Raw genomic sequence first — 19,189 nt, 5'->3', positions numbered from 1 at the left:
CACCTGTTCGCCAGGGGGAGGCGCACTAGGCACTGGGCGCGCGCCTACAGCCAGTCCCGTCGCTTGAAGATGAAGTACAGGCTCACGCACACCACACCCATCAGGCCGATGGCGAACGGGTAGCCGAAGGTCCAGCTCAGCTCGGGCATCTCGTCGAAGTTCATGCCGTAGATCGTGCCGACGAGGGTGGGGGCGAAGAGGATGGCGGCCCAGGAGGAGATCTTCTTGATCTCCTCGTTCTGTTCGAAGCCCGCTTCGGCGAGGGCTCGCATTTCGGCGTTCTGCTGTTGGGTGACCAGGGTGGCGTTGACGGTGAGGATGTCGGTGAGGGCCTGGCGGAAGCCGTCGACTCGTTCGCTGGTGTGGGTGACGTGGTCGGCCACGTCGCGCAGGTAGCGCTGGAGTTCCTCGTCCGTGCCGTACTTGGCGAAGCCCGCCATCAGGCCGTGCAGCATGCCGACCAGGGGGCGGGTGGCGCGCTGGAACTCGACCATTTCGCGGGAGAGTTCGTAGATGCGGCGGGAGACCTCCGGGTCGCCGCTGAAGACCTCGGTCTCGATCTCGTCGATGTCGTTCTGTACGCCCGCCACGACGGGCGCGTAGCCGTCGACGACCGCGTCCAGGATGGCGTACAGGACCGCCTCCGGGCCGAGGCGCAGCAGCTCGGGGGTCTCCTCCATGCGGCGGCGCACGGCGGACAGGTCGGGGGCCGCGCCGTGCCGGACCGTGATGACGAAGTCGGCGCCGACGAACACGTGCAGCTCGCCGAAGTCGACCTCCTCCGACGCGTCCAGGTAGCGGGCCGCGCGCAGCACGACGAACAGGGTGTCGCCGTAGCGCTCCAGCTTCGGGCGCTGGTGGGCCTCCATCGCGTCCTCGACGGCCAGCTCGTGCAGGTCGAACTCGGCGGCCAGCGACAGCAGCTCCGCCTCCGTCGGCCGGGCGAGGCCGATCCACGCCATGCCGTCGGTCCTGCCGCGCAGCTCGCGGTAGGTGTCGGCGAGCGACGTGGGCGACGACACGCGGACCCCGTCCTGGTACAGGGCCGCCTGCACCACGCTCGGCCCCTCGGGCCGCGTCGGCTGCTCCGCGCGCGGCGGGCGGGGTTCGGCGGGCGGCTGCGCCGGGGGCCGCTCCGCCGCGCGTCGCCACGCGTGCTTGCGCGCGGGCTGCGGACGGTGTGCGCGTCGCTCCGGGGTCACCGGGGGCCTCTTCCTGTCGTGGTCGTGGGAGGGGTGGGGCCTTCTGTCTCGGCTCTGGTGGGGGCCTGGGGGCTGGGGGTCCTAGTGGGGTTCTCTGGCCTGTCCTCTGGCGGGGGTCCTTTGGTGTGGTCTCGGAGCAGGATATATGCGGCAAATGAAGCGGAGGGTTGAGGACAGTAGTTGTCCGCAAGGAGGGATAGCGTGTGGGTGTGGGCTCCTTCCGGCCGCAGTTCCGGGTGCGGTTCTGGGTGGGGTTCTGGGTGGGGAGCCCGGTCGGGTCCCAGGGCGGTCCCAGGGGGGGCCGTGGCGTGTTTGAGGGGTGGGCTGTGAAAGGGGACGTGATGGTGAGCGGAGCGAAGACCGGGGGCGCGGGGCGCCGGGCCGGTGCGGTGGTGCCCGTGCTGGGGGTGCGGGAGCTGAACCGCGCCACCCTCGCCCGGCAGCTGCTGCTGCGCCGCGCGCCGATGTCCGCCGAGGACGCCCTCACCCACCTCGTCGGGCTCCAGGCGCAGAACGTCAAGCCGCCGTACTACGCGCTCGCCGCCCGGCTCGACGCCTTCGACCCGCTGGAGCTCTCCGGGCTGATGGGCGACCGCGCGGCCGTGCGGGCCGTCACCATGCGCTCCACCGTCCACACCCTCACCGCCGACGACGTCCTCACCCTGCGGCCCCTCACCCAGCCCGCCATCGACCGCGAGCTGCGCGCCTTCCGCAAGGGGCTCGTCGGCGTCGACCTGGACCGCCTCGCCGCGCTCGCCCGCGCCTTCGTGGAGGACGAGCCGCGTACGCCCGCCCAGATCCGTGCCGAGCTGCTGCGGTACTGGCCCGAGGCCGACCCGCAGTCGCTGGGCATCGCCGCGCGTGCCCGGCTGCCGCTCGTCCAGGTCACGCCGCGCGGGCTGTGGCGGCGCAGCGGGCGCGTCGCGCTCACCACGGCCGAGAAGTGGCTGGGGCGGGAGCCGGAGGAGGCGCCCTCGGTGGACGCTGTCGTCCTGCGCTACCTCGCCGCGTTCGGTCCCGCCTCCGTCAAGGACACGCAGACCTGGTCGGGTCTGACGCGGCTGCGGGACGCCTTCGAACGGCTGCGGCCGCGGCTGCGGGTGTTCCGGGACGAGTACGGGGTGGAGCTGTTCGACCTGCCCGACGCACCGCGGCCGGGGGTGGACGTTCCGGCGCCGCCGCGGTTCCTTCCCGAGTACGACAACCTGCTGCTCTCCCACGCCGATCGCACGCGGGTCGTGCCGCCCGCCCACAAGGATCGGGTGTGGAAGGGGAACCAGTCCTTCTGCACGTTTCTCCTCGACGGCTTTCTGGCGGGGGTGTGGCGGCTTGAGGAGGGCGGGGCGGGGGAGGAGGCCCTGGTCGTCGTCGAGCCGTTCGCCTCGCTGACGCAGGCGGAGCGGGGGGAGGTGGAGGCCGAGGCGGTGCGGATGGCGAGGGTGCTGGTGCCTGACGCCACGTCTCACGACGTGCGCTTCGCTTGAGTTCTGTCTCCCTTCCTTCCGCCCGCCCGCGCTTTCCCGGGGCTCCGCCCGGGGCCCGGATCGGCGCTCCGCGCCTTGTCCTCACACGCCGGACGGGCTGTTTTCCCCGCCCGCCGCCCCAAAAGGGGAGGGTGGGCGGGGAGGGCAATCCGCCGCGGAGCGGCGGAGCACCACGACGGCGCGGTGCGGGCCACACCCGCCCGCACGGGCAGGATCCAGCCCGTCCGGCGCTTGAGGAAGAGCGCGCTGGCGCGATGGGGGCGGGTGGGTGGGAGAAGAGGGCACCCCTGCCAGCCTCAGGGAAGGAGTGCGGCTCGGCGAGCCGCCGATACGGCCTCGCCCCGCGTCCGCGCCCCCAGCCTCCGCATCGCCGACCGCAGGTAGCTCTTCACCGTCTCCGGCCGCAGACCGAGCCGCTCGGCGACCTCGGCGTTGGTGGCGCCCAGGGCGACCCAGGCGAGGACGTCCACCTCACGCGGGGCGAGCGTGACGGCGGCCCCCCGAGGCGCCGCGGCCAGCGTTCCGCACGCCGCGAGGACCTCGTCGCGCAGCACCGGATCGTTGATGCGCGTCGCCAGCGCCCGCAGCGCGGCGTGCGCCTCCCGCATCCGCTCCCACACCGCGCCCCCGCACGCTCCACCACACCCGCACCCGCCCCCGCCCCCAGCTCCGGGCCCGGACCCGCCGCCCCCAGCACCCGCGGCATCCCCGTCGCCCCCGGCACCCCCCGCCACAGCCAGCAGCGCCCGTGTCTCGTCCCGCACCACCAGCGCCTGCTCGACGTCGCGCGCCGCCGCGACCGCCGCGTCGAGGACCCGGTCGCCCAGGGGGAGCGTCGTGCGCAGGGCGCCGTACAGCAGGCCGCGGACTCGGCGGCGTACGACGAGGGGGACCGCGACGACCGAGCGCAGGCCCTCGGCCTCCACGGCGGCGTCGTACTCGTGGCTGATCCGCCGCGACGCGCGGTAGTCGGCCACGGCGCAGGGGCGGGCCAGGGCGGTGGCCTTGCCGCCGAGGCCGTTGCCCGAGGAGATGGCGAGGCCGCTGAGCACGTGCGTGCTGGTGCCGCTCAGCTCGCCGATCCTGATGTGCCCCTCGCCGTCGGCGAGGCCGCCGAAGGCGACCGGCAGCCCCGTCGCGCGCCGCAACCGCAGCAGCGCGCCGCGGACCTGGGACGCCTCACCGCTGTCGGCAGTCGTCACCCGCTCGCCTCCCGCCCCTTCGGCACCCCCGTCCGGGGGTAGTGAGACCTGCATCACGAACTCCACGATGGTACGGATCGGCCGGGACACCAGCCAGAACCGGAAACCCGGAAGAACGGCACGACCAGCACTACGGCGAGACCAGCGGTACAGCCAGACCAGCAGTACGGCGAGAACCGGAAGACCAGGCAGAAGACGAGGGATGCAGATGACGGTGTCGGAGACTCGGACGGGCGCGGGCGGCGGCGGCACGGAGCGGTTCCGCGTCGCGCGGGACTTCCTGCTGCGCCACCGCGAGGACTACGCGACCGCGTACGAGGGCTTCGCCTGGCCGCGCCCCGAGCGGTTCAACTGGGCCCTCGACTGGTTCGACGTGATCGCCGACGGCAACGACCGCACGGCGCTGCACATCGTGGAGGAGGACGGCACCGAGACGAAGCTGTCCTTCGCCGAGCTGTCGCGGCGCTCGGCGCGGGCCGCCAACTGGCTGCGCGAGCGGGGCGTCAGGGCGGGCGACCGGATCATCGTGATGCTGGGCAACCAGGCCGAGCTGTGGGAGGTCGCGCTCGCCGCGATGAAGCTGCGCGCCGTGGTGATCCCGGCGACGCCGCTCCTCGGCGCCGTCGACCTGCGCGACCGCGTCGAGCGCGGCCGGGCCCGGCACGTCGTGGTGCGCTCCGAGGACACCGCCAAGTTCGCCGACGTACCGGGGGACTACACCCGGATCGTGGTCGGCGGCGCCCGCGACGGCTGGACCGGCTACGACGGCGTCGACACCGCCTCCCCCGACTTCACCCCCGACGGCGTCACCCACGCCGACGACCCGCTGATGCTGTACTTCACGTCCGGTACCACCGCCCGGCCCAAGCTCGTCGAGCACACCCATGTGTCGTACCCGGTGGGCCACTTGGCGACGATGTACTGGATCGGGCTGAAGCCCGGCGACGTCCATCTGAACATCTCCTCGCCCGGCTGGGCCAAGCACGCCTGGTCGAACCTGTTCGCGCCGTGGAACGCGGAGGCGACCGTCTTCATCCACAACTACACGCGCTTCGACGCCGGACGCCTGATGCGCGAGATGGACCGGGCGGGCGTCACCAGCTTCTGCGCCCCGCCCACCGTGTGGCGCATGCTCATCCAGGCCGACCTCACCCAGCTGAAGACCCCGCCGCGCGAGGTCGTGGCCGCCGGGGAGCCGCTGAACCCGGAGGTCATCGAGCAGGTGCGGCGCGACTGGGGCGTGACCATCCGCGACGGCTTCGGGCAGACGGAGACGGCCGTACAGGTCGCCAACACGCCCGGGCAGCCGCTCAAGCCGGGCTCCATGGGGCGGCCCACGCCCGGCTTCGCCGTGGAGCTGCTCGACCCGGTCACGGGCGAACCCGGCGCCCAGGAAGGGGAGATCGCCCTCGACCTGTCCACCCGCCCGGTGGGCCTCATGGTCGGCTACCACGGCGACCCGGAGCGCACCGCCGAGGCCATGGCGGGCGGCTACTACCGCACCGGCGACATCGGGGCGCGCGACGCCGAGGGCTATCTGACGTACGTGGGCCGCGCCGACGACGTCTTCAAGGCGTCCGACTACAAGATCTCCCCGTTCGAGCTGGAGAGCGCGCTCCTGGAGCACGAGGCGGTCGCGGAGGCCGCGGTGGTGCCCGCGCCGGACCCGGTGCGGCTCGCCGTGCCGAAGGCGTACGTGGTGCTCGCCGAGGGGTACGAGCCGGGTCCGGACACCGCCAAGCTCCTGTTCGAGCACTCCCGCGCGGTCCTCGCTCCGTACAAGCGCGTACGACGACTGGAGTTCGGCGACCTGCCCAAGACGGTGTCGGGCAAGATTCGCCGCATCGAGCTGCGTGAGGCGACGGCCCAGGGGTCCGACGCCGAGTACCGCGAGGAGGACTTCCGGTGAGCCATCCGCAGGACACGGCGGCACAGGACACGGCGGCCCAGGGCGCGACGGCCCAGGACGCGGCCCTCTCGTACGCGCACGGCACCAGCACGACGCCGCTGCTCGGCGACACCATCGGGCAGAACCTGGCCCGGGCCGTCGCCGCCTGGCCCGACCGGGACGCGCTCGTCGACCTGGGATCCGAAGTCCGCTACACGTACGCCGAGTTCGGCGCCGCCGTCGAGCGGGTGGCCCGCGGGCTGATCGGCGCGGGCGTCGGCAAGGGCGACCGGGTGGGGATCTGGGCGGTGAACTGCGCCGAGTGGGTCCTGGTGCAGTACGCCACCGCCCGTGTCGGCGCCATCATGGTCAACATCAACCCCGCCTACCGCGCCCACGAACTGGCGTATGTGCTGCGGCAGGCCGGGATCTCGCTCCTGGTCGCCACGCCCCGGCACAAGAGCAGCGACTACCGCGCGATGATCGACGAGGTCCGCGGCGACTGCCCACAGCTGCGCCGCGTCCACTACGTCGGCGACGGCACCTGGGACGCCCTCCTCGACGCCGGGCGGTCCGTGACAGAAGCCGAACTCGCCGCCCGCGAAGCCGAGTTGAGCTGCGACGACCCGGTCAACATCCAGTACACGTCCGGCACCACCGGCTTCCCCAAGGGCGCCACGCTCTCCCACCACAACATCCTCAACAACGGCTACTGGGTGGGCCGCACCATCGGCTACACCGAGCGGGACCGCGTCTGCCTGCCCGTGCCCTTCTACCACTGCTTCGGCATGGTCATGGGCAACCTCGCCGCCACCTCGCACAGCGCCTGTGTGGTGATCCCCGCGCCGTCCTTCGACCCGGTGGCCACGCTGCGCGCCGTCGAGCGCGAGCGGTGCACCTCGCTGTACGGCGTCCCGACGATGTTCATCGCCGAGCTGAACCTCGCCGATTTCGCCCGCTACGACCTGTCGTCGCTGCGCACCGGCATCATGGCCGGGTCGCCGTGCCCCGTCGAGGTGATGAAGCGGGTCGTCGCCGAGATGCACATGGAGCAGGTCTCCATCTGCTACGGCATGACGGAGACCTCGCCCGTCTCCACGCAGACCCGCATGGACGACGACCTGGAGCGGCGCACCGCCACCGTCGGCCGGGTCCTTCCGCATATCGAGGTGAAGGTCGTCGACCCCGCCACCGGCGTCACGCTGCCGCGCGGCAGCTCCGGCGAGCTGTGCACCCGCGGCTACAGCGTGATGCTCGGCTACTGGCAGGACCCCGACCGCACCGCCGAGGTCGTCGACGCCGGGCGCTGGATGCACACCGGGGACCTCGCGGTCATGCGCGACGACGGGTACGTGCGGATCGTCGGACGCATCAAGGACATGATCATCCGTGGCGGCGAGAACATCTACCCGCGCGAGATCGAGGAGTTCCTGTACGGCCATCCGAAGATCGCGGACGTCCAGGTGGTCGGCGTGCCGGACGAGCGGTACGGGGAGGTGCCGCTGGCCTGCGTGATCCTCCGCGATGGCGCGGAGGCGCTGACCCTTGACGAACTCCGCGCCTACTGCGAGGGGCGCCTCGCGCACTACAAGGTGCCCGTGCATCTGCGGCTCATGGAGGCCTTCCCGATGACGGTGAGCGGGAAGGTGCGGAAGGTGGAGCTGCGGGAGCGGTTCGGTTAGTACGTCGGCCGGTTCCGGCTGGTACGGGATTCCGGTCTGCCCGGCACCGCTGCCGCGTCGTTACGCGCCGCGGGCCGCCAGTTCGTCCGCCGCGCCGTTGAGGGCCTCCGGTTCGCCGGTGGGGGTGATGCGGAACAGGGGGACGCCCAGTTCGTCGGCGCGGCCGCGGGCGTCGGGCGTGAAGTCGTCCAGGGCGAAGCACACGCACGCCGCGGTGCGGGACAGCGCGGTGAGCCACGCGCACTCCACGTCCCGCAGCGACGCGGGCCGCGCCGACGGCTCGACCTGCGCCACGAGGCCGGGCGCGGTGAGCCGCGTGCCGGACGGCGGCCGCTCGTCGGCGTCGCGCACGTCCTCGTAGCCGAGCCAGCGCAGATACAGCGCCGCCGCCGTCACCGCGTCCCGGGGGCCGCGCACCGGCAGCGGCCGGAACGCGGGCCGGGGCGTCGGCGCGGTCCGCGGCAGCGGGATGTGGGCGGGGGTGAGCCGCTCGCCGCGCCCGCCTCCCGCGCCGCCAAGGGGACCGGGAGCCACCGGCACCCGCAGCACCGTCCCGCACCGGCAGCCCAGTTCCGGATGGGGCCAGTCCGTCTCGCGGCCACAGGCGCCGCAGCGCAGCGTGAGCCAGTCGTCCGCCCAGGTGTGGTGGGCCAGCGGCGTGGCCGGGGCCCCGGCGGCGACCGGCGGTCTGACGGGGGCGCCGCAGACGCAGGGGAACTCCGGGGCCGCGTACGCCTGCTCGTGGCGGCACACCGGACACCGCACCACTGACACACCGTCCGCCACCATCGTCACCCGCCGTCCTCGTGCGCCGCCTTCGTACGCCGTCTTCGTACGTCGTTCTCGTGCGTCGTCTTTGTGCGCTGGTCTCGTCCGCTCGCTCGCCGTTCCTGACGCCCGCCCGGTCCGCCGTCCGCCGACCACCGTCCGCCGCGTGCCGCACGAGCCTGGGCCCATGTTCTAACGGAAAGCAATCACATCGATACCGGTCTGCGCGCACGGAGGCCCCTCCCTGGACGGCTCTCCTGGACGGCCCTCCTGGACGGCTCCCTTGACGGCCCCGACCCGCCCCCCTACATTGCTTCCATATAGCAGAACATTAGTTTCACGATACGGAATTCTCGCTCACCGCGGGGCGCGACGGGAGCCGGATCCGCCAGTCGGAGCAGGAGAACTCAATGGCTCGAATGACCGCTGCCCGCGCGGCAGTTGAGATCCTCAAGCGCGAGGGCGTGAGCAACGCGTTCGGCGTGCCCGGTGCCGCGATCAACCCCTTCTACAAGGCGCTGAAGGAGGGCGGCGGCATCGACCACACGCTCGCCCGCCACGTCGAGGGCGCCTCGCACATGGCCGAGGGCTACACCCGGGCGGCGCCGGGCAACATCGGCGTGTGCGTCGGCACGTCGGGCCCCGCGGGCACCGACATGATCACCGGTCTGTACTCGGCGATCGGCGACTCGGTCCCGATCCTCTGCATCACGGGCCAGGCGCCGACACACGTCATCCACAAGGAGGACTTCCAGGCCGTCGACATCGCCTCGATCGCCCGGCCGGTCACGAAGATGGCGGTCACGGTGCTTGAGGCGGCACAGGTGCCCGGCGTCTTCCAGCAGGCCTTCCACCTGATGCGCTCCGGGCGCCCCGGACCCGTCCTCATCGACCTGCCCATCGACGTCCAGCTCACGGAGATCGAGTTCGACCCGGAGACGTACCAGCCGCTGCCGGTCTACAAGCCCGCCGCGACCCGCGCCCAGATCGAGAAGGCCCTCGGCCTGCTGCTCGCCTCCGAGCGCCCGCTGATCGTCGCGGGCGGCGGCGTCATCAACGCCGACGCCGCCGAACTCCTCGTGGAGTTCGCCGAACTGACGGGCACTCCGGTCGTGCCCACCCTGATGGGCTGGGGCGCCATCCCCGACGACCACGAGCTGAACGCGGGCATGGTGGGCCTCCAGACCTCCCACCGCTACGGCAACGCCACGTTCCTGGAGTCCGACTTCGTCCTCGGCGTCGGCAACCGCTGGGCCAACCGCCACACCGGCTACAAGCTCGACGTGTACCGCGAGGGCCGCACGTTCGTGCACGTCGACATCGAACCCACCCAGATCGGCAAGATCTTCGCCCCGGACTACGGCATCACCTCCGACGCCAGGGCCGCCCTCGCGCTCTTCGTGGAGGCCGCGCGCGAGCTGAAGGCGGCCGGGAAGCTGCCCGACCGCTCGGCCTGGATCGCCGCCGGACAGGAGCGCAGGGCCACGCTCCTGCGGCGTACGCACTTCGACGACATCCCCATCAAGCCGCAGCGCGTGTACGAGGAGATGAACAAGGCCTTCGGCCCCGAGACGCGGTACGTGTCCACGATCGGCCTCTCGCAGATCGCGGGCGCCCAGATGCTGCACGTCTACCGGCCCCGGCACTGGATCAACTGCGGCCAGGCGGGCCCGCTCGGCTGGACCATCCCGGCCGCGCTCGGCGTCGCCAAGGCCGACCCCGAGGGGCAGGTCGTGGCGCTCTCCGGCGACTACGACTTCCAGTTCCTCATCGAGGAGCTGGCCGTCGGCGCCCAGCACCGCATCCCGTACGTGCACGTCCTCGTCAACAACTCCTACCTGGGCCTGATCCGCCAGGCCCAGCTCGGGCTCGACATCGACTTCCAGGTCAACCTGGAGTTCGAGAACGTCAACTCGCCGGAGCTGGGCGTCTACGGCGTCGACCACGTGAAGGTCGCCGAGGGCCTCGGCTGCAAGGCGATCCGCGTGACCGACCCCAACGAACTGGCCGCCGCCTTCGAGCAGGCCAGGAAGCTCGCCGAGGAGTACCGCGTGCCGGTCGTCGTCGAGGCGATCCTGGAGCGGGTCACCAACATCGCGATGAGCCGCACGGCCGACATCAGCGACGTCACCGAGTTCGAGGAGACCGCCACCGAGCCGTGGCACGCACCGAGCGCCATCAGAACGCTCAAGGCCTGACGGACGCCTCCGCCCCGGGGTTCCGCTCCGGGGCGGAGGCCTTCGCGCCGAGCCGTGCCGTGCGCAGCGACGGGAACGCCGCCGCCACCGCGAGCGTCGCGCCCACGCACACCAGGCCGCCGATCGTCACCGCCGCCGAGGGGCCGGTCAGCTCGGCGAGGAAGCCCACCGCCGCGTTGCCCAGCGCGGGCGACACGGTGGCCTGCGCCATCCACAAGCTGCTGACCCGGCCCCGCAGTTCGTCCGGCGTGCCGTGCTGGAGCAGCGCCGAGCGCAGCGTCTCGGAGATCAGGTCGCCGAGCCCGGCGAGCGCCAGGAGTACGAGGGCCAGCGGCAGCCAGGAGCTGAGCCCGACACCGGTCAGCGCGGCGCCCCACAGCAGCACCGCCCCCACCAGGGCGTGGCCGCCCGCGCGGGCCGTCCAGCCGCTGGTCGCCGCGCCCACGAGCGCGCCGAACGCGGGCGCCGCGTACAGCAGGCCTACGGCCGCCGCCCCGCCGCCGAACCGCTCGTCGGCCAGGGCCGGGTACAGCGCCTGCGGCATCGTGAAGACCATCGCCGCCGCGTCGATGAGCAGCAGGCCGAGCACCACCCGGTGCCCCCGCACGAAGCGCAGCCCGTCGGCGAGCGAGCCGAACGCCTGCCGCACGCCCCGGCCCGAGCCCGCCCCGGTCGGCAGCGGCCGGACGAAGAACAGCGCCACCGTGAACACCAGGAACCCGCCCGCGTCGACGGCGTAGCACGCGGCGAGCCCGGGGCCCGCGATGAGCGCGCCGCCCGCCGCCGGGCCGACCAGCGCGGCCAGTTGGGTGGAACCGGAGAGCAACGCGCCTGCCGCGGCCAGGCGTTCGGCGCCCGCGAGCGCCGGGATCGCGGCCAGCATCGCCGGGCCGCCGAGACCCGCGAGCAGCCCGGTGGCGGCGGTCGCCGCGTAGATCACCCAGAGCCGGGGGTCGGGGAGCAGCGCGTTGACCATGAGCGCGGCGGCGACGAAGACCAGCGGGAACCGGGTGACGATCATCAGCCTCCGGCGGTCCGCCCGGTCGGCCAGCACCCCGCCGACCAGGACGCCGACCACCGTCGGCAGCGCGCGGGCCAGGCTGACCAGGCCGATGTGCAGGGACGAGCCGGTGAGGTCGTACACCTGCACCGCCACGGCGACCGACGTCATCAGCGTCCCGGCCATCGCGCCGAGGAAACCGGCGTACAGCAGCCGGAAGTCACGGCTCTCGCGCAGCGGACCGACGTCCATGACGAGCCCGGAGAGACGGGGCATCGGGGACTCCCAGGGAAGTGAGGCAAGCCTTACCCGCACCCACCTTGGCGGGCACCTCCCTTGAAGTCAACATGTGTGAAGTTCTAGCGGCGGCGGTCTCCTCCGTTAGCCTCGGGGGATGACCGGCACGACACGGCGGCGGCCCACGCACCGCAAGGGCCGGGCCACCCTGACCCGCGAGGGCGTGGGCGAGGCCGCCCTCGCCTACCTGGGGCGGCACGGCGCCGCGGCCCTCACCATGCGCTCCCTGGCCGCCGAACTCGGCGTGTCCGCGCGGGCCCTGTACCACTACGTCGAGGACCGCCGTGACCTGATCGCGGTCGCCGCCGAGGTCTTCCAGGCGGGCTGGCGGCCGCCGGGCCTCGACCCCGCCCCCGCCTCCTGGCGGCGCAGCCTGCGCGCCTACTGCGACGACCTGCGCGCCCACTACCGCCGCCACCCCGGCATGACCACCCTCGCCCTCAGCGAGAACATCACCATGGCGGGCCACCCGGCCATGCTGCGCAACGTGGACGCGCTCATCGGCTTCTACGCCGCGCTCGGGCTCACCCCGGCGGACGCCTACCGCGCCTGCATGGAGACCATCCGCCTCGTCGTCGGCTTCGTCGAGTTCGAGGACGCGGTGCGCGACCGGGTGCCGGACCACCTCGACCCGGCCGACCTGGAGGCGCACCCGCCGCCGTGGCTGCGTACGGAGGCGGCGGACGAACTGCCTCATCTGGCGGGCGTCGCCGCGCTCGAACCCGACTCGGCCGACACGCGGTTCGCGTTCGCGGTGGAGGTGTTCACGGACGGGATCGCCGCGCGGCGACGCCGCGCGTAGTGCGCGGCCCTCGCGGGGGCGCCCGGCACCGCTTGATCGGCGCTCCGCGCCTCGTCCTCAAACGCCGGACGGGCTGGATCTTCGCGGGCTGGGCTGGATTCTGCCGGTGCGGCAGGGTTTTAGCCCGTCCGGCGTTTGAGGACGAGGCCGAAGGCCGATTGACGGGGGTGCCAGGGGCGGGGCCCCATGGTTTCGGTGAAGGGGCGGGTCTGGGGCGCCCCCGCGAGGGGCCCGCGGTGGCCCGGCGGCGGTGGTTGCCGACCCCTCTCCCCAGGTCGGAGGGGAACCGGCGGCCACCCTCACCACCGCACTGGCTCGCCGCCAGGCGCACCGCGGGGGCTCAGTCCTCGCGCAGGGCGCGCACCGCGGCCTCCACCCGGCGGCCGTAGTCGGCGTCGGCGGCGTGGAAGTGCGCGAGGTTCTTCTCGATGACGTCGTCGCGGGACACCTGGGAGAGTCCGCCCGCGATGTTGGCGACCAGGCGGGACTTCTCCTCCTCGGACATCAGCCGGTACAGCTCACCGGCCTGGAAGAAGTCGTCGTCCTTGGTGTGGGCGGGCGCCTCGTGGGTGCCGGTGTGGCCGGACACGGCGAGCGGCGCGGCCAGCGGGCGCCCGGTCTCGGCGGGGCCGTCGTAGGAGTTGGGCTCGTAGTTCTTGCGGTCGCGCGGGTAGGCGTTGGTGGCCATGAGGCCGTCGCGGCCGTAGTTGTCGGCGCCGCCGGGCACGGCCTTCGGCGCGTTCACGGCGAGCTGGGTGTGGTTGACGCCCAGGCGGTAGCGGTGCGCGTCGGCGTACGCGAACAGGCGGCCCTGGAGCATCTTGTCCGGCGAGGGGCCGATGCCCGGCACGAAGTTGTTCGGCGAGAACGCGGCCTGCTCGACCTCGGCGAAGACGTTGTCGGGGTTGCGGTCCAGGACCAGGCGGCCCACGCGGACCAGCGGGTAGTCGGCGTGCGGCCACACCTTCGTCAGGTCGAAGGGGTTGAAGCGGTAGGTGGCCGCGTCCGCCGCGGGCATGATCTGCACATGCAGGGTCCAGGACGGGTTGACGCCGCGCTCGATGGCCTGGAGCAGGTCGGTCTGGTGGGAGTTGGGGTCCTTGCCCGCGGTCTCGGCGGCCTGCTCGCTGCTCAGGCAGCGGATGCCCTGGTTCGTCTTGAAGTGGTACTTGACGAAGAAGGCCTCGCCCTTGGCGTTGGTCCACTGGTAGGTGTGCGAGCCGTAGCCGTTCATATGGCGGTAGGAGGCGGGGATGCCGCGGTCGCCCATCAGCCAGGTCACCTGGTGCGTGGCCTCGGGGGCGTGCGCCCAGAAGTCCCAGACGTTGTCGGGCTCCTGCTTGCCGGTGAACGGGTCGCGCTTCTGCGAGTGGATGAAGTCGGGGAATTTCAACGGGTCCTTGATGAAGAACACCGGCGTGTTGTTGCCGACGAGGTCGTAGTTGCCCTCCTCGGTGTAGAACTTGACCGCGAAGCCGCGCGGGTCCCGGACGGCGTCCGCGCCGCCGAGGCTGTCGGCGACGGTGGAGAAGCGCAGGAACACCTCGGTGCGCTTGCCGACTTCGGAGAGGAAGTCGGCGTACGTGTAGTCGGTGACGTCGTCGGTCACCTCGAAGTAGCCGTACGCGCCCGAGCCGCGGGCGTGCACCACGCGCTCCGGGATGCGCTCGCGGTTGAAGCGGGCGAGCTTCTCCAGGAGGTGCTGGTCCTGGAGGAGGAGCGGGCCGCCGACACCTGCGGTGGCGGAATTCTGGTTGTCGGCGACGGGGGCGCCGGACTCGGTCGTGAGCACGCGCTTCGGCATGGTGGTAGGTCGGCCTTCCGTGCAGAACTGCGGGGACTGCGTGAGGTGACGCGAGCGTAGGGACGCCCGATCCGTCACGTCAACAGTTTGTTGAAGTTGGAGGTGGGGCAGGGTTCCGGGCCGCGGCGGCACTTGGGCGCGACAGGACAGGTGTCAGCGCCGCCGCGGCCCGGAAGTCGGTGGGGTCAGGCGGCCCCGGCGCCCGACAGGCGCTCGACGGAGCGCAGCAGCGCGGAGTGGTCCAGGCCGCCGTCGCCCTGGGCGCGCAGCGAGGCGACGAGCTGGGCGACCACCGCGCCGACCGGCAGGGCGGCGCCGACGCTGCGGGCGGCGTCGGTGACGATGCCCATGTCCTTGTGGTGCAGGTCGATGCGGAAGCCCGGCGCGAAGTCCCGGTTCAGGAAGTTGTCCCGCTTGCGGGTCAGGACGGTGGACCCGGCGAGCCCGCCGCCCAGCACGTCGAGCGCGGCCTTGAGGTCGACGCCGGACTTCTCCAGGAAGACCACGGCCTCGGCGCACGCCTGGATGTTCACGGCGACGATGAGCTGGTTGGCGGCCTTCACGGTCTGGCCCGAGCCGTGCGGCCCGCACCGCACGATGGTCTTGCCGAGCGCCTCGAACAGCGGCCTGGCCGCGTCGAAGTCGGCCTGCTCGCCACCGACCATGATGGACAGGACCGCCTCGACGGCGCCCGCCTCACCGCCGGACACCGGCGCGTCCAGGACCCGGATGCCCTTGTCGGCGGCGGCCTTCGCCAGGCCGATGGAGGTCTCGGGGGTGATCGACGACATGTCGATGAGCAGCGTGCCGGGCCGCGCGTTCTCCAGGATGCCGTCGGGGCCGTACGCGATGGCCTCGACCTGCGGCGACGCGGGCACCATCGTGACGACGACGTCGGCGTCGCGGACGGCCTCGGCGACGGTGGCGGCCGCGGTCCCGCCCGCGGCGGCGAGCCGGTCCAGCTTGTCCTGCTCCAGGGTGTAGCCGGTGACGGAGTACCCGGCCTTGATCAGGTTCTCGGACATGGGCGAGCCCATGATCCCGAGTCCGATCCACGCGACCTTGGGGAGCGTGCTCATGGGGAACCTCTTCTCACTGCTTCGGTACGAGGGAGGGGGTGGCCGTCAGCGCGCCGCGCGGGCCCCGGCCGGGAGCCAGCCGAAGGACTCGTGGCTCGGGCGGTCGCCGGGCTTGTACTCCAGGCCGGTCCAGCCCTCGTACCCGGCCTTGTGGAGCTGGTCCAGCAGGTCTTCGAGGGGGAGCGAGCCGGTGCCGGGGGCGCCGCGGCCGGGGGAGTCGGCGATCTGCACGTGCCCGGTCCGGTCGGCGTACGCGGCGATCACCTGCGGCAGGTCCTCGCCGTTCATGGCCAGGTGGTACAGGTCCATCAGGAACTTCGCGTTGCCGAGGCCGGTCGCGGCGTTCACCCGGTCGACGATCTCGACGGCCCTGGCGGCGCTGACGACCGGGTACTTCGGCGACTCGATGGCGTTCAGCGCCTCGACGAGCAGGACCGCGCCGATGCGGTCGGCCGCGCGGGCCGCCAACTGGAGGTTTTCCAGGGCCAGTTCGTCCTGGACGGCCGGGTCGACGCCGTCCACGCGGTTGCCGTACAGGGCGTTGAGCGCGGTGCAGCCGAGGGAGTGCGCGAAGTCGGCCGTCACGTCGACGTTGGCGCGGAACCTCTCGCTCTCCTCGCCGGGCACGGACAGGGCGCCCCGGTCGGGGCCCGGCAGCCGCCCGGCGTAGAAGTTCAGGCCCGTCAGCCGGACGCCCGCGTCCTCGATGGCCCCCTTCAGGGCGTCGAGTTCGGCCCGCTCGGGGACGGGGGCGTCGACCCAGGGCCACCACAGCTCGACGGCCGTGAATCCCGCCGCGGCGGCGGCCGCGGGGCGCTCCAGGAGCGGGAGCTCGGTGAAGAGGATCGACAGGTTCACAGTGAAGCGCCGGTCGGAGTATCCCATGGGGCTTCCGCGCTCCTTCCGTATGACGTAATGCGTATTCCGTTTCCGCGTCACGCACTCCGCGTGTATTCCGTATTGCGGAAGTGTGTTTCTGCTTATCGGAAGACTGCATGCGGTTCGCGGAAGCTGTCAAGGGGTGGCGGGGGAAATTCAGGTCGCCCTGCCGGAGGGCGGCGGCACCGCAGTAGGTTGAGGCCGTGCGATTGAGAGTGGAGTTCACGACCGAGCCCTTCGACCTGGACCAGGCGCCGCCGCACGCGGTGGTGGCGCGGCAGGTCATCCAGGGGGCCGACCTCGACGCCGTGGACGTCGGCCCGTTCGGCAACACCGCCGAGGGCGACGCCGACGCCGTGCTCGCCGCGGTCGACGCGATGCTGCGCAAGACCCTGGGCGCGGGCGCCACCCGCGTCTCCCTCCAGGTGAACGTCCTCGACGGCGGCACCGGGGAGGGGGAGGGATGACCGGCTTCGGGGACGACCCCTTCGCCCTCGCCGTCAAGCCGCTGGTGGACGCCATGGGCGGGCGGATGCTGCCGCCCGAGGAGGCGGGCGAGGACGACGTGGTGCTCGCCTGGGAGGGGCGCGACGTGCTCGCCGTGCGCCTGCCGCAGCTCGCCGACTCCCTCGACCAGATCCTGCTCGCCCTGGAGCGCAAGCACGGCAGGCCCCTCGCCGACCTCGACCGCAAGGCCAAGCAGGAAGTCGTCCGGGCCCTGGAGGCGCGGGGCGCCTTCTCCGTCAGGCACGGCGTGGAGACCGTCGCCACCGCCCTCGGGGTCAGCCGCTTCACCGTCTACAACTACCTGAACCGCTCCACCTGAGGCCCCGGCCCACCAGTCGGCCGAAGCCCCAGGTCACCAGCGAAATCCCGGCAGTTGCACCCGGCCGCCGTCCGTTCATCGGGCGGCGGTCTTTGTTCATCCAAGTTTTCAACAAAGTGTTGACGCCGGGTTTCGGACGGCGTTAGCTATGCGCAGCCCGTCCAGCACAAAGGCCCCGGAGGCCCCCGTGACTTCGAGCACCACGACACCGGGCCTGGCCCGGTTCAACGCCCTCGACGAGGCCGTGGCCCGCGCCGCGCTCCACGAGGTCTGCGCCTCGACGGCCTGGGGGAGCGACCTCCTCGCCCAGCGCCCCTTCCCCACCGCCGACGCCCTGTACGCCGCGAGCGACGCCGCCACGGCGAAGCTCACCGCGGCCGACCTGGCCGAGGCGATGGCGGGGCACCCGCCGATCGGACGCCCGAAGCCGGGCGACCCCACCTCGGCCCGCGAGCAGCGGGGCATGGCCGGGGCCTCCGAGCAGCTCAGGGCCGAGCTGCTCGAACTGAACCTCGCCTACCAGGAGAAGTTCGGCCACGTCTTCCTCATCTGCGCCACCGGCAGGACCGGCGAGCAGATGCGGGACGCGGTCAGGGAACGGATCGGCAACTCGCCCGAGGCCGAGCGCGGTCACGTCCGCACCGAACTGGGCAAGATCAACCGCATCCGCCTCACCCGCCTCCTGGAGGAGCACCCCGCATGAGCACCGCCACCACCGCCTCCGTGTCCACGCACATCCTGGACACCAGCGTCGGCCGCCCCGCCGAGGGCGTCCCCGTCCAGCTCTCCGCGCGCGGCGGCGGCGCCGTGCCGTGGGCGGCGCTCGGCGGCTCGACGACCGACGCGGACGGGCGCTGCAAGGACCTCCCGGCGCTGCCGGAGGGCACCACCCACGTACGGCTCGCCTTCGAGACCGAAGCGTACTTCGCACGGCGGGCCGACTTCGTACAGCAAGCCGAGGCGCAGCAGGACGCCCCCGCGAATCGGGACAGCGGTGCGTTCTTCCCAGAGGTAGTGATCACCTTCGCCGTCAAGCCCGGCGAGCACTACCACGTACCGCTGCTGCTCAACCCGTTCGGCTACTCCGTTTACCGAGGGAGCTAGCAGACACATGCCGACGATCCTGGGCCAGAACCAGTACGGCAAGGCCGAGAACCGAGTCGTGAAGATCACGCGGGACGGCGACACCCACCACATCAAGGACCTGAACGTCTCCGTCGCCCTCTCCGGCGACCTGGACGACGTCCACTACAACGGCTCCAACGCCAACTGCCTGCCGACGGACACCACCAAGAACACCTGCTTCGCCTTCGCCAAGGAGCACGGCATCGAGTCCGCCGAGCAGTACGGCATCCACCTCGCCCGGCACTTCGTGGACAGCCAGCCCTCCATCCACCGGGCGCGCATCCGCATCGAGGAGTACGCCTGGGAGCGCATCGCCGCCTCCGACGCCAACTCCCAGTTCATCGGCGCCGACGAGGTCAAGCACTCCTTCGTCCGCAAGGGGCAGGAGACGCGGCTCGCCCAGATCACCTACGACGGCGAGAAGTTCGAGGTGCTCAGCGGTCTGAAGGACCTGACCGTCATGAACACCACGAACAGCGAGTTCTGGGGCTACATCAAGGACAAGTACACCACGCTCCAGGAGGACTACGACCGCATCCTCGCCACGTCCCTGTCCACGTGGTGGCGGCACAACTGGACCAGCGACGAGCAGCGCATGCCGCACTGGAACAAGTCCTACGAGCAGGCGAAGAAGCACATCCTGCACGCCTTCGTGGAGACCTACTCCCTCTCGCTCCAGCAGACGCTGTACCAGATGGGCTCGCGGGTCATCAACAACCGCGGCGAGATCGACGAGATCCGCTTCTCCGCGCCCAACAAGCACCACTTCCGCCAGGACCTGTCCTTCTGCGGCCTCGACAACGAGGCCAAGGACGGCGCGGTCTACTACGCCGCGGACCGTCCCTACGGCCTCATCGAGGCCACCATCCTGCGCGACGGAGCCGAGGCCAGGATCCCGGTCGACATGACCAACCTCTGACGCGGGCCGCGGGCCCCCGCCGGGGCCCGCCACC

17 protein-coding genes are annotated in these 19,189 nt (G+C 72.1%); 10 read left to right on the top strand and 7 right to left on the bottom strand.

All coding sequences use genetic code 11. The features are described 5' to 3' along the window. Positions 1-44: 44 nt before the first annotated feature. Positions 45-1,202 (bottom strand): magnesium and cobalt transport protein CorA, encoded by a 1,158-nt coding sequence (locus ACOBQU_RS08265; RefSeq protein ID WP_423625372.1) that lies wholly within the window; start codon positions 1,200-1,202, stop codon positions 45-47. Between the two features lie 341 nt (positions 1,203-1,543). Here ACOBQU_RS08265 and ACOBQU_RS08260 point away from each other — a divergent pair, with 341 nt between their 5' ends. After that, positions 1,544-2,686, top strand: a complete 1,143-nt coding sequence (locus tag ACOBQU_RS08260) for a winged helix DNA-binding domain-containing protein (protein ID WP_423625370.1) — start codon at positions 1,544-1,546, stop codon at positions 2,684-2,686. Between the two features lie 296 nt (positions 2,687-2,982). On the opposite strand, the gene ACOBQU_RS08255 is transcribed toward ACOBQU_RS08260, so the two are convergent. Further along, complete coding sequence (locus tag ACOBQU_RS08255; protein ID WP_423625368.1) at positions 2,983-3,942, bottom strand: response regulator transcription factor; 960 nt, start codon at positions 3,940-3,942, stop codon at positions 2,983-2,985. 160 nt (positions 3,943-4,102) lie between these two features. Between ACOBQU_RS08255 and ACOBQU_RS08250 the strand changes: the two genes are divergently transcribed. Together ACOBQU_RS08250 and ACOBQU_RS08245 are read left to right on the top strand one after the other, a co-directional pair. Then, positions 4,103-5,797, top strand: coding sequence for an AMP-binding protein (locus ACOBQU_RS08250; RefSeq protein WP_423625366.1), 1,695 nt, complete (start codon positions 4,103-4,105; stop codon positions 5,795-5,797). 98 nt (positions 5,798-5,895) lie between these two features. Then, positions 5,896-7,458 carry an AMP-binding protein gene (locus ACOBQU_RS08245; RefSeq protein WP_423634339.1) on the top strand — a complete coding sequence of 521 codons (1,563 nt, stop codon included), beginning with the start codon at positions 5,896-5,898 and terminating at the stop codon, positions 7,456-7,458. Positions 7,459-7,518: 60 nt separating this feature from the next. Here ACOBQU_RS08245 and ACOBQU_RS08240 read toward each other — a convergent pair whose 3' ends face one another. Next, entirely contained in the window at positions 7,519-8,247 is a 729-nt protein-coding gene (locus tag ACOBQU_RS08240; protein WP_423634338.1) for a hypothetical protein, read from the bottom strand. A gap of 398 nt (positions 8,248-8,645) precedes the next feature. Here ACOBQU_RS08240 and gcl point away from each other — a divergent pair, with 398 nt between their 5' ends. Further along, complete coding sequence (gene gcl, locus ACOBQU_RS08235; protein WP_423625364.1) at positions 8,646-10,424, top strand: glyoxylate carboligase; 1,779 nt, start codon at positions 8,646-8,648, stop codon at positions 10,422-10,424. On the opposite strand, the gene ACOBQU_RS08230 is transcribed toward gcl, so the two are convergent. Then, positions 10,414-11,700 carry an MFS transporter gene (locus tag ACOBQU_RS08230; protein WP_423625362.1) on the bottom strand — a complete coding sequence of 429 codons (1,287 nt, stop codon included), beginning with the start codon at positions 11,698-11,700 and terminating at the stop codon, positions 10,414-10,416. The two genes, gcl and ACOBQU_RS08230, sit on opposite strands and share 11 nt — an antisense overlap. A gap of 118 nt (positions 11,701-11,818) precedes the next feature. On the opposite strand from ACOBQU_RS08230, the gene ACOBQU_RS08225 reads away from it, so the two are divergent. Then, positions 11,819-12,523 (top strand): TetR/AcrR family transcriptional regulator, encoded by a 705-nt coding sequence (locus ACOBQU_RS08225; RefSeq protein ID WP_423625360.1) that lies wholly within the window; start codon positions 11,819-11,821, stop codon positions 12,521-12,523. A 340-nt stretch (positions 12,524-12,863) separates the two neighbouring features. On the opposite strand, the gene ACOBQU_RS08220 is transcribed toward ACOBQU_RS08225, so the two are convergent. The 3 genes from ACOBQU_RS08220 to ACOBQU_RS08210 form a co-directional block, all read right to left on the bottom strand. Beyond that, positions 12,864-14,327: a catalase gene (locus tag ACOBQU_RS08220; RefSeq protein WP_423625358.1), complete on the bottom strand. Its 1,464-nt coding sequence runs from the start codon at positions 14,325-14,327 to the stop codon at positions 12,864-12,866. A 185-nt stretch (positions 14,328-14,512) separates the two neighbouring features. Beyond that, positions 14,513-15,406: a 2-hydroxy-3-oxopropionate reductase gene (locus ACOBQU_RS08215; protein WP_423625356.1), complete on the bottom strand. Its 894-nt coding sequence runs from the start codon at positions 15,404-15,406 to the stop codon at positions 14,513-14,515. 45 nt (positions 15,407-15,451) lie between these two features. Beyond that, positions 15,452-16,291, bottom strand: coding sequence for a TIM barrel protein (locus ACOBQU_RS08210; protein ID WP_423625354.1), 840 nt, complete (start codon positions 16,289-16,291; stop codon positions 15,452-15,454). 197 nt (positions 16,292-16,488) lie between these two features. Here ACOBQU_RS08210 and ACOBQU_RS08205 point away from each other — a divergent pair, with 197 nt between their 5' ends. The 5 genes from ACOBQU_RS08205 to pucL all read left to right on the top strand — a co-directional run bounded on the left by ACOBQU_RS08205 (position 16,489) and on the right by pucL (position 19,155). Continuing rightward, positions 16,489-16,752: a hypothetical protein gene (locus tag ACOBQU_RS08205; RefSeq protein WP_423625352.1), complete on the top strand. Its 264-nt coding sequence runs from the start codon at positions 16,489-16,491 to the stop codon at positions 16,750-16,752. Then, on the top strand, positions 16,749-17,111 hold the full coding sequence (locus ACOBQU_RS08200) for a helix-turn-helix domain-containing protein (protein ID WP_423625350.1): 363 nt from the start codon (positions 16,749-16,751) through the stop codon (positions 17,109-17,111). The genes ACOBQU_RS08205 and ACOBQU_RS08200 overlap by 4 nt, the downstream gene beginning before the upstream one ends. Before the next feature lie 187 nt (positions 17,112-17,298). Continuing rightward, entirely contained in the window at positions 17,299-17,814 is a 516-nt protein-coding gene (gene uraD / locus ACOBQU_RS08195) for a 2-oxo-4-hydroxy-4-carboxy-5-ureidoimidazoline decarboxylase (RefSeq protein WP_423625348.1), read from the top strand. Continuing rightward, on the top strand, positions 17,811-18,215 hold the full coding sequence (uraH, locus tag ACOBQU_RS08190) for a hydroxyisourate hydrolase (protein ID WP_423625346.1): 405 nt from the start codon (positions 17,811-17,813) through the stop codon (positions 18,213-18,215). The genes uraD and uraH overlap by 4 nt, the downstream gene beginning before the upstream one ends. Positions 18,216-18,222: 7 nt before the next feature. Then, positions 18,223-19,155: a factor-independent urate hydroxylase gene (pucL, locus tag ACOBQU_RS08185; RefSeq protein ID WP_423625344.1), complete on the top strand. Its 933-nt coding sequence runs from the start codon at positions 18,223-18,225 to the stop codon at positions 19,153-19,155. Positions 19,156-19,189: the final 34 nt, after the last annotated feature.

Origin of the sequence: Streptomyces sp. G45 (assembly GCF_049542095.1) — a bacterium.
Classification (GTDB): domain Bacteria; phylum Actinomycetota; class Actinomycetes; order Streptomycetales; family Streptomycetaceae; genus Streptomyces.
Note: the sequence above shows the minus strand (reverse complement) of the source record. Positions and strands in the feature narration are given on the sequence as shown.

Bases quoted from the DNA above. Each gene is read 5' to 3' on its own strand.
- ACOBQU_RS08215 (WP_423625356.1), bottom strand. From the start codon at position 15,406: ATGAGCACGCTCCCCAAGGTCGCGTGGATCGGACTCGGGATCATGGGC.
- ACOBQU_RS08220 (WP_423625358.1), bottom strand. From the start codon at position 14,327: ATGCCGAAGCGCGTGCTCACGACCGAGTCCGGCGCCCCCGTCGCCGAC.
- ACOBQU_RS08255 (WP_423625368.1), bottom strand. From the start codon at position 3,942: ATGCAGGTCTCACTACCCCCGGACGGGGGTGCCGAAGGGGCGGGAGGC.
- uraH (WP_423625346.1), top strand. From the start codon at position 17,811: ATGAGCACCGCCACCACCGCCTCCGTGTCCACGCACATCCTGGACACC.
- ACOBQU_RS08200 (WP_423625350.1), top strand. From the start codon at position 16,749: ATGACCGGCTTCGGGGACGACCCCTTCGCCCTCGCCGTCAAGCCGCTG.
- ACOBQU_RS08240 (WP_423634338.1), bottom strand. From the start codon at position 8,247: ATGGTGGCGGACGGTGTGTCAGTGGTGCGGTGTCCGGTGTGCCGCCAC.
- ACOBQU_RS08230 (WP_423625362.1), bottom strand. From the start codon at position 11,700: ATGCCCCGTCTCTCCGGGCTCGTCATGGACGTCGGTCCGCTGCGCGAG.
- pucL (WP_423625344.1), top strand. From the start codon at position 18,223: ATGCCGACGATCCTGGGCCAGAACCAGTACGGCAAGGCCGAGAACCGA.
- ACOBQU_RS08225 (WP_423625360.1), top strand. From the start codon at position 11,819: ATGACCGGCACGACACGGCGGCGGCCCACGCACCGCAAGGGCCGGGCC.
- gcl (WP_423625364.1), top strand. From the start codon at position 8,646: ATGACCGCTGCCCGCGCGGCAGTTGAGATCCTCAAGCGCGAGGGCGTG.
- ACOBQU_RS08210 (WP_423625354.1), bottom strand. From the start codon at position 16,291: ATGGGATACTCCGACCGGCGCTTCACTGTGAACCTGTCGATCCTCTTC.
- ACOBQU_RS08260 (WP_423625370.1), top strand. From the start codon at position 1,544: ATGGTGAGCGGAGCGAAGACCGGGGGCGCGGGGCGCCGGGCCGGTGCG.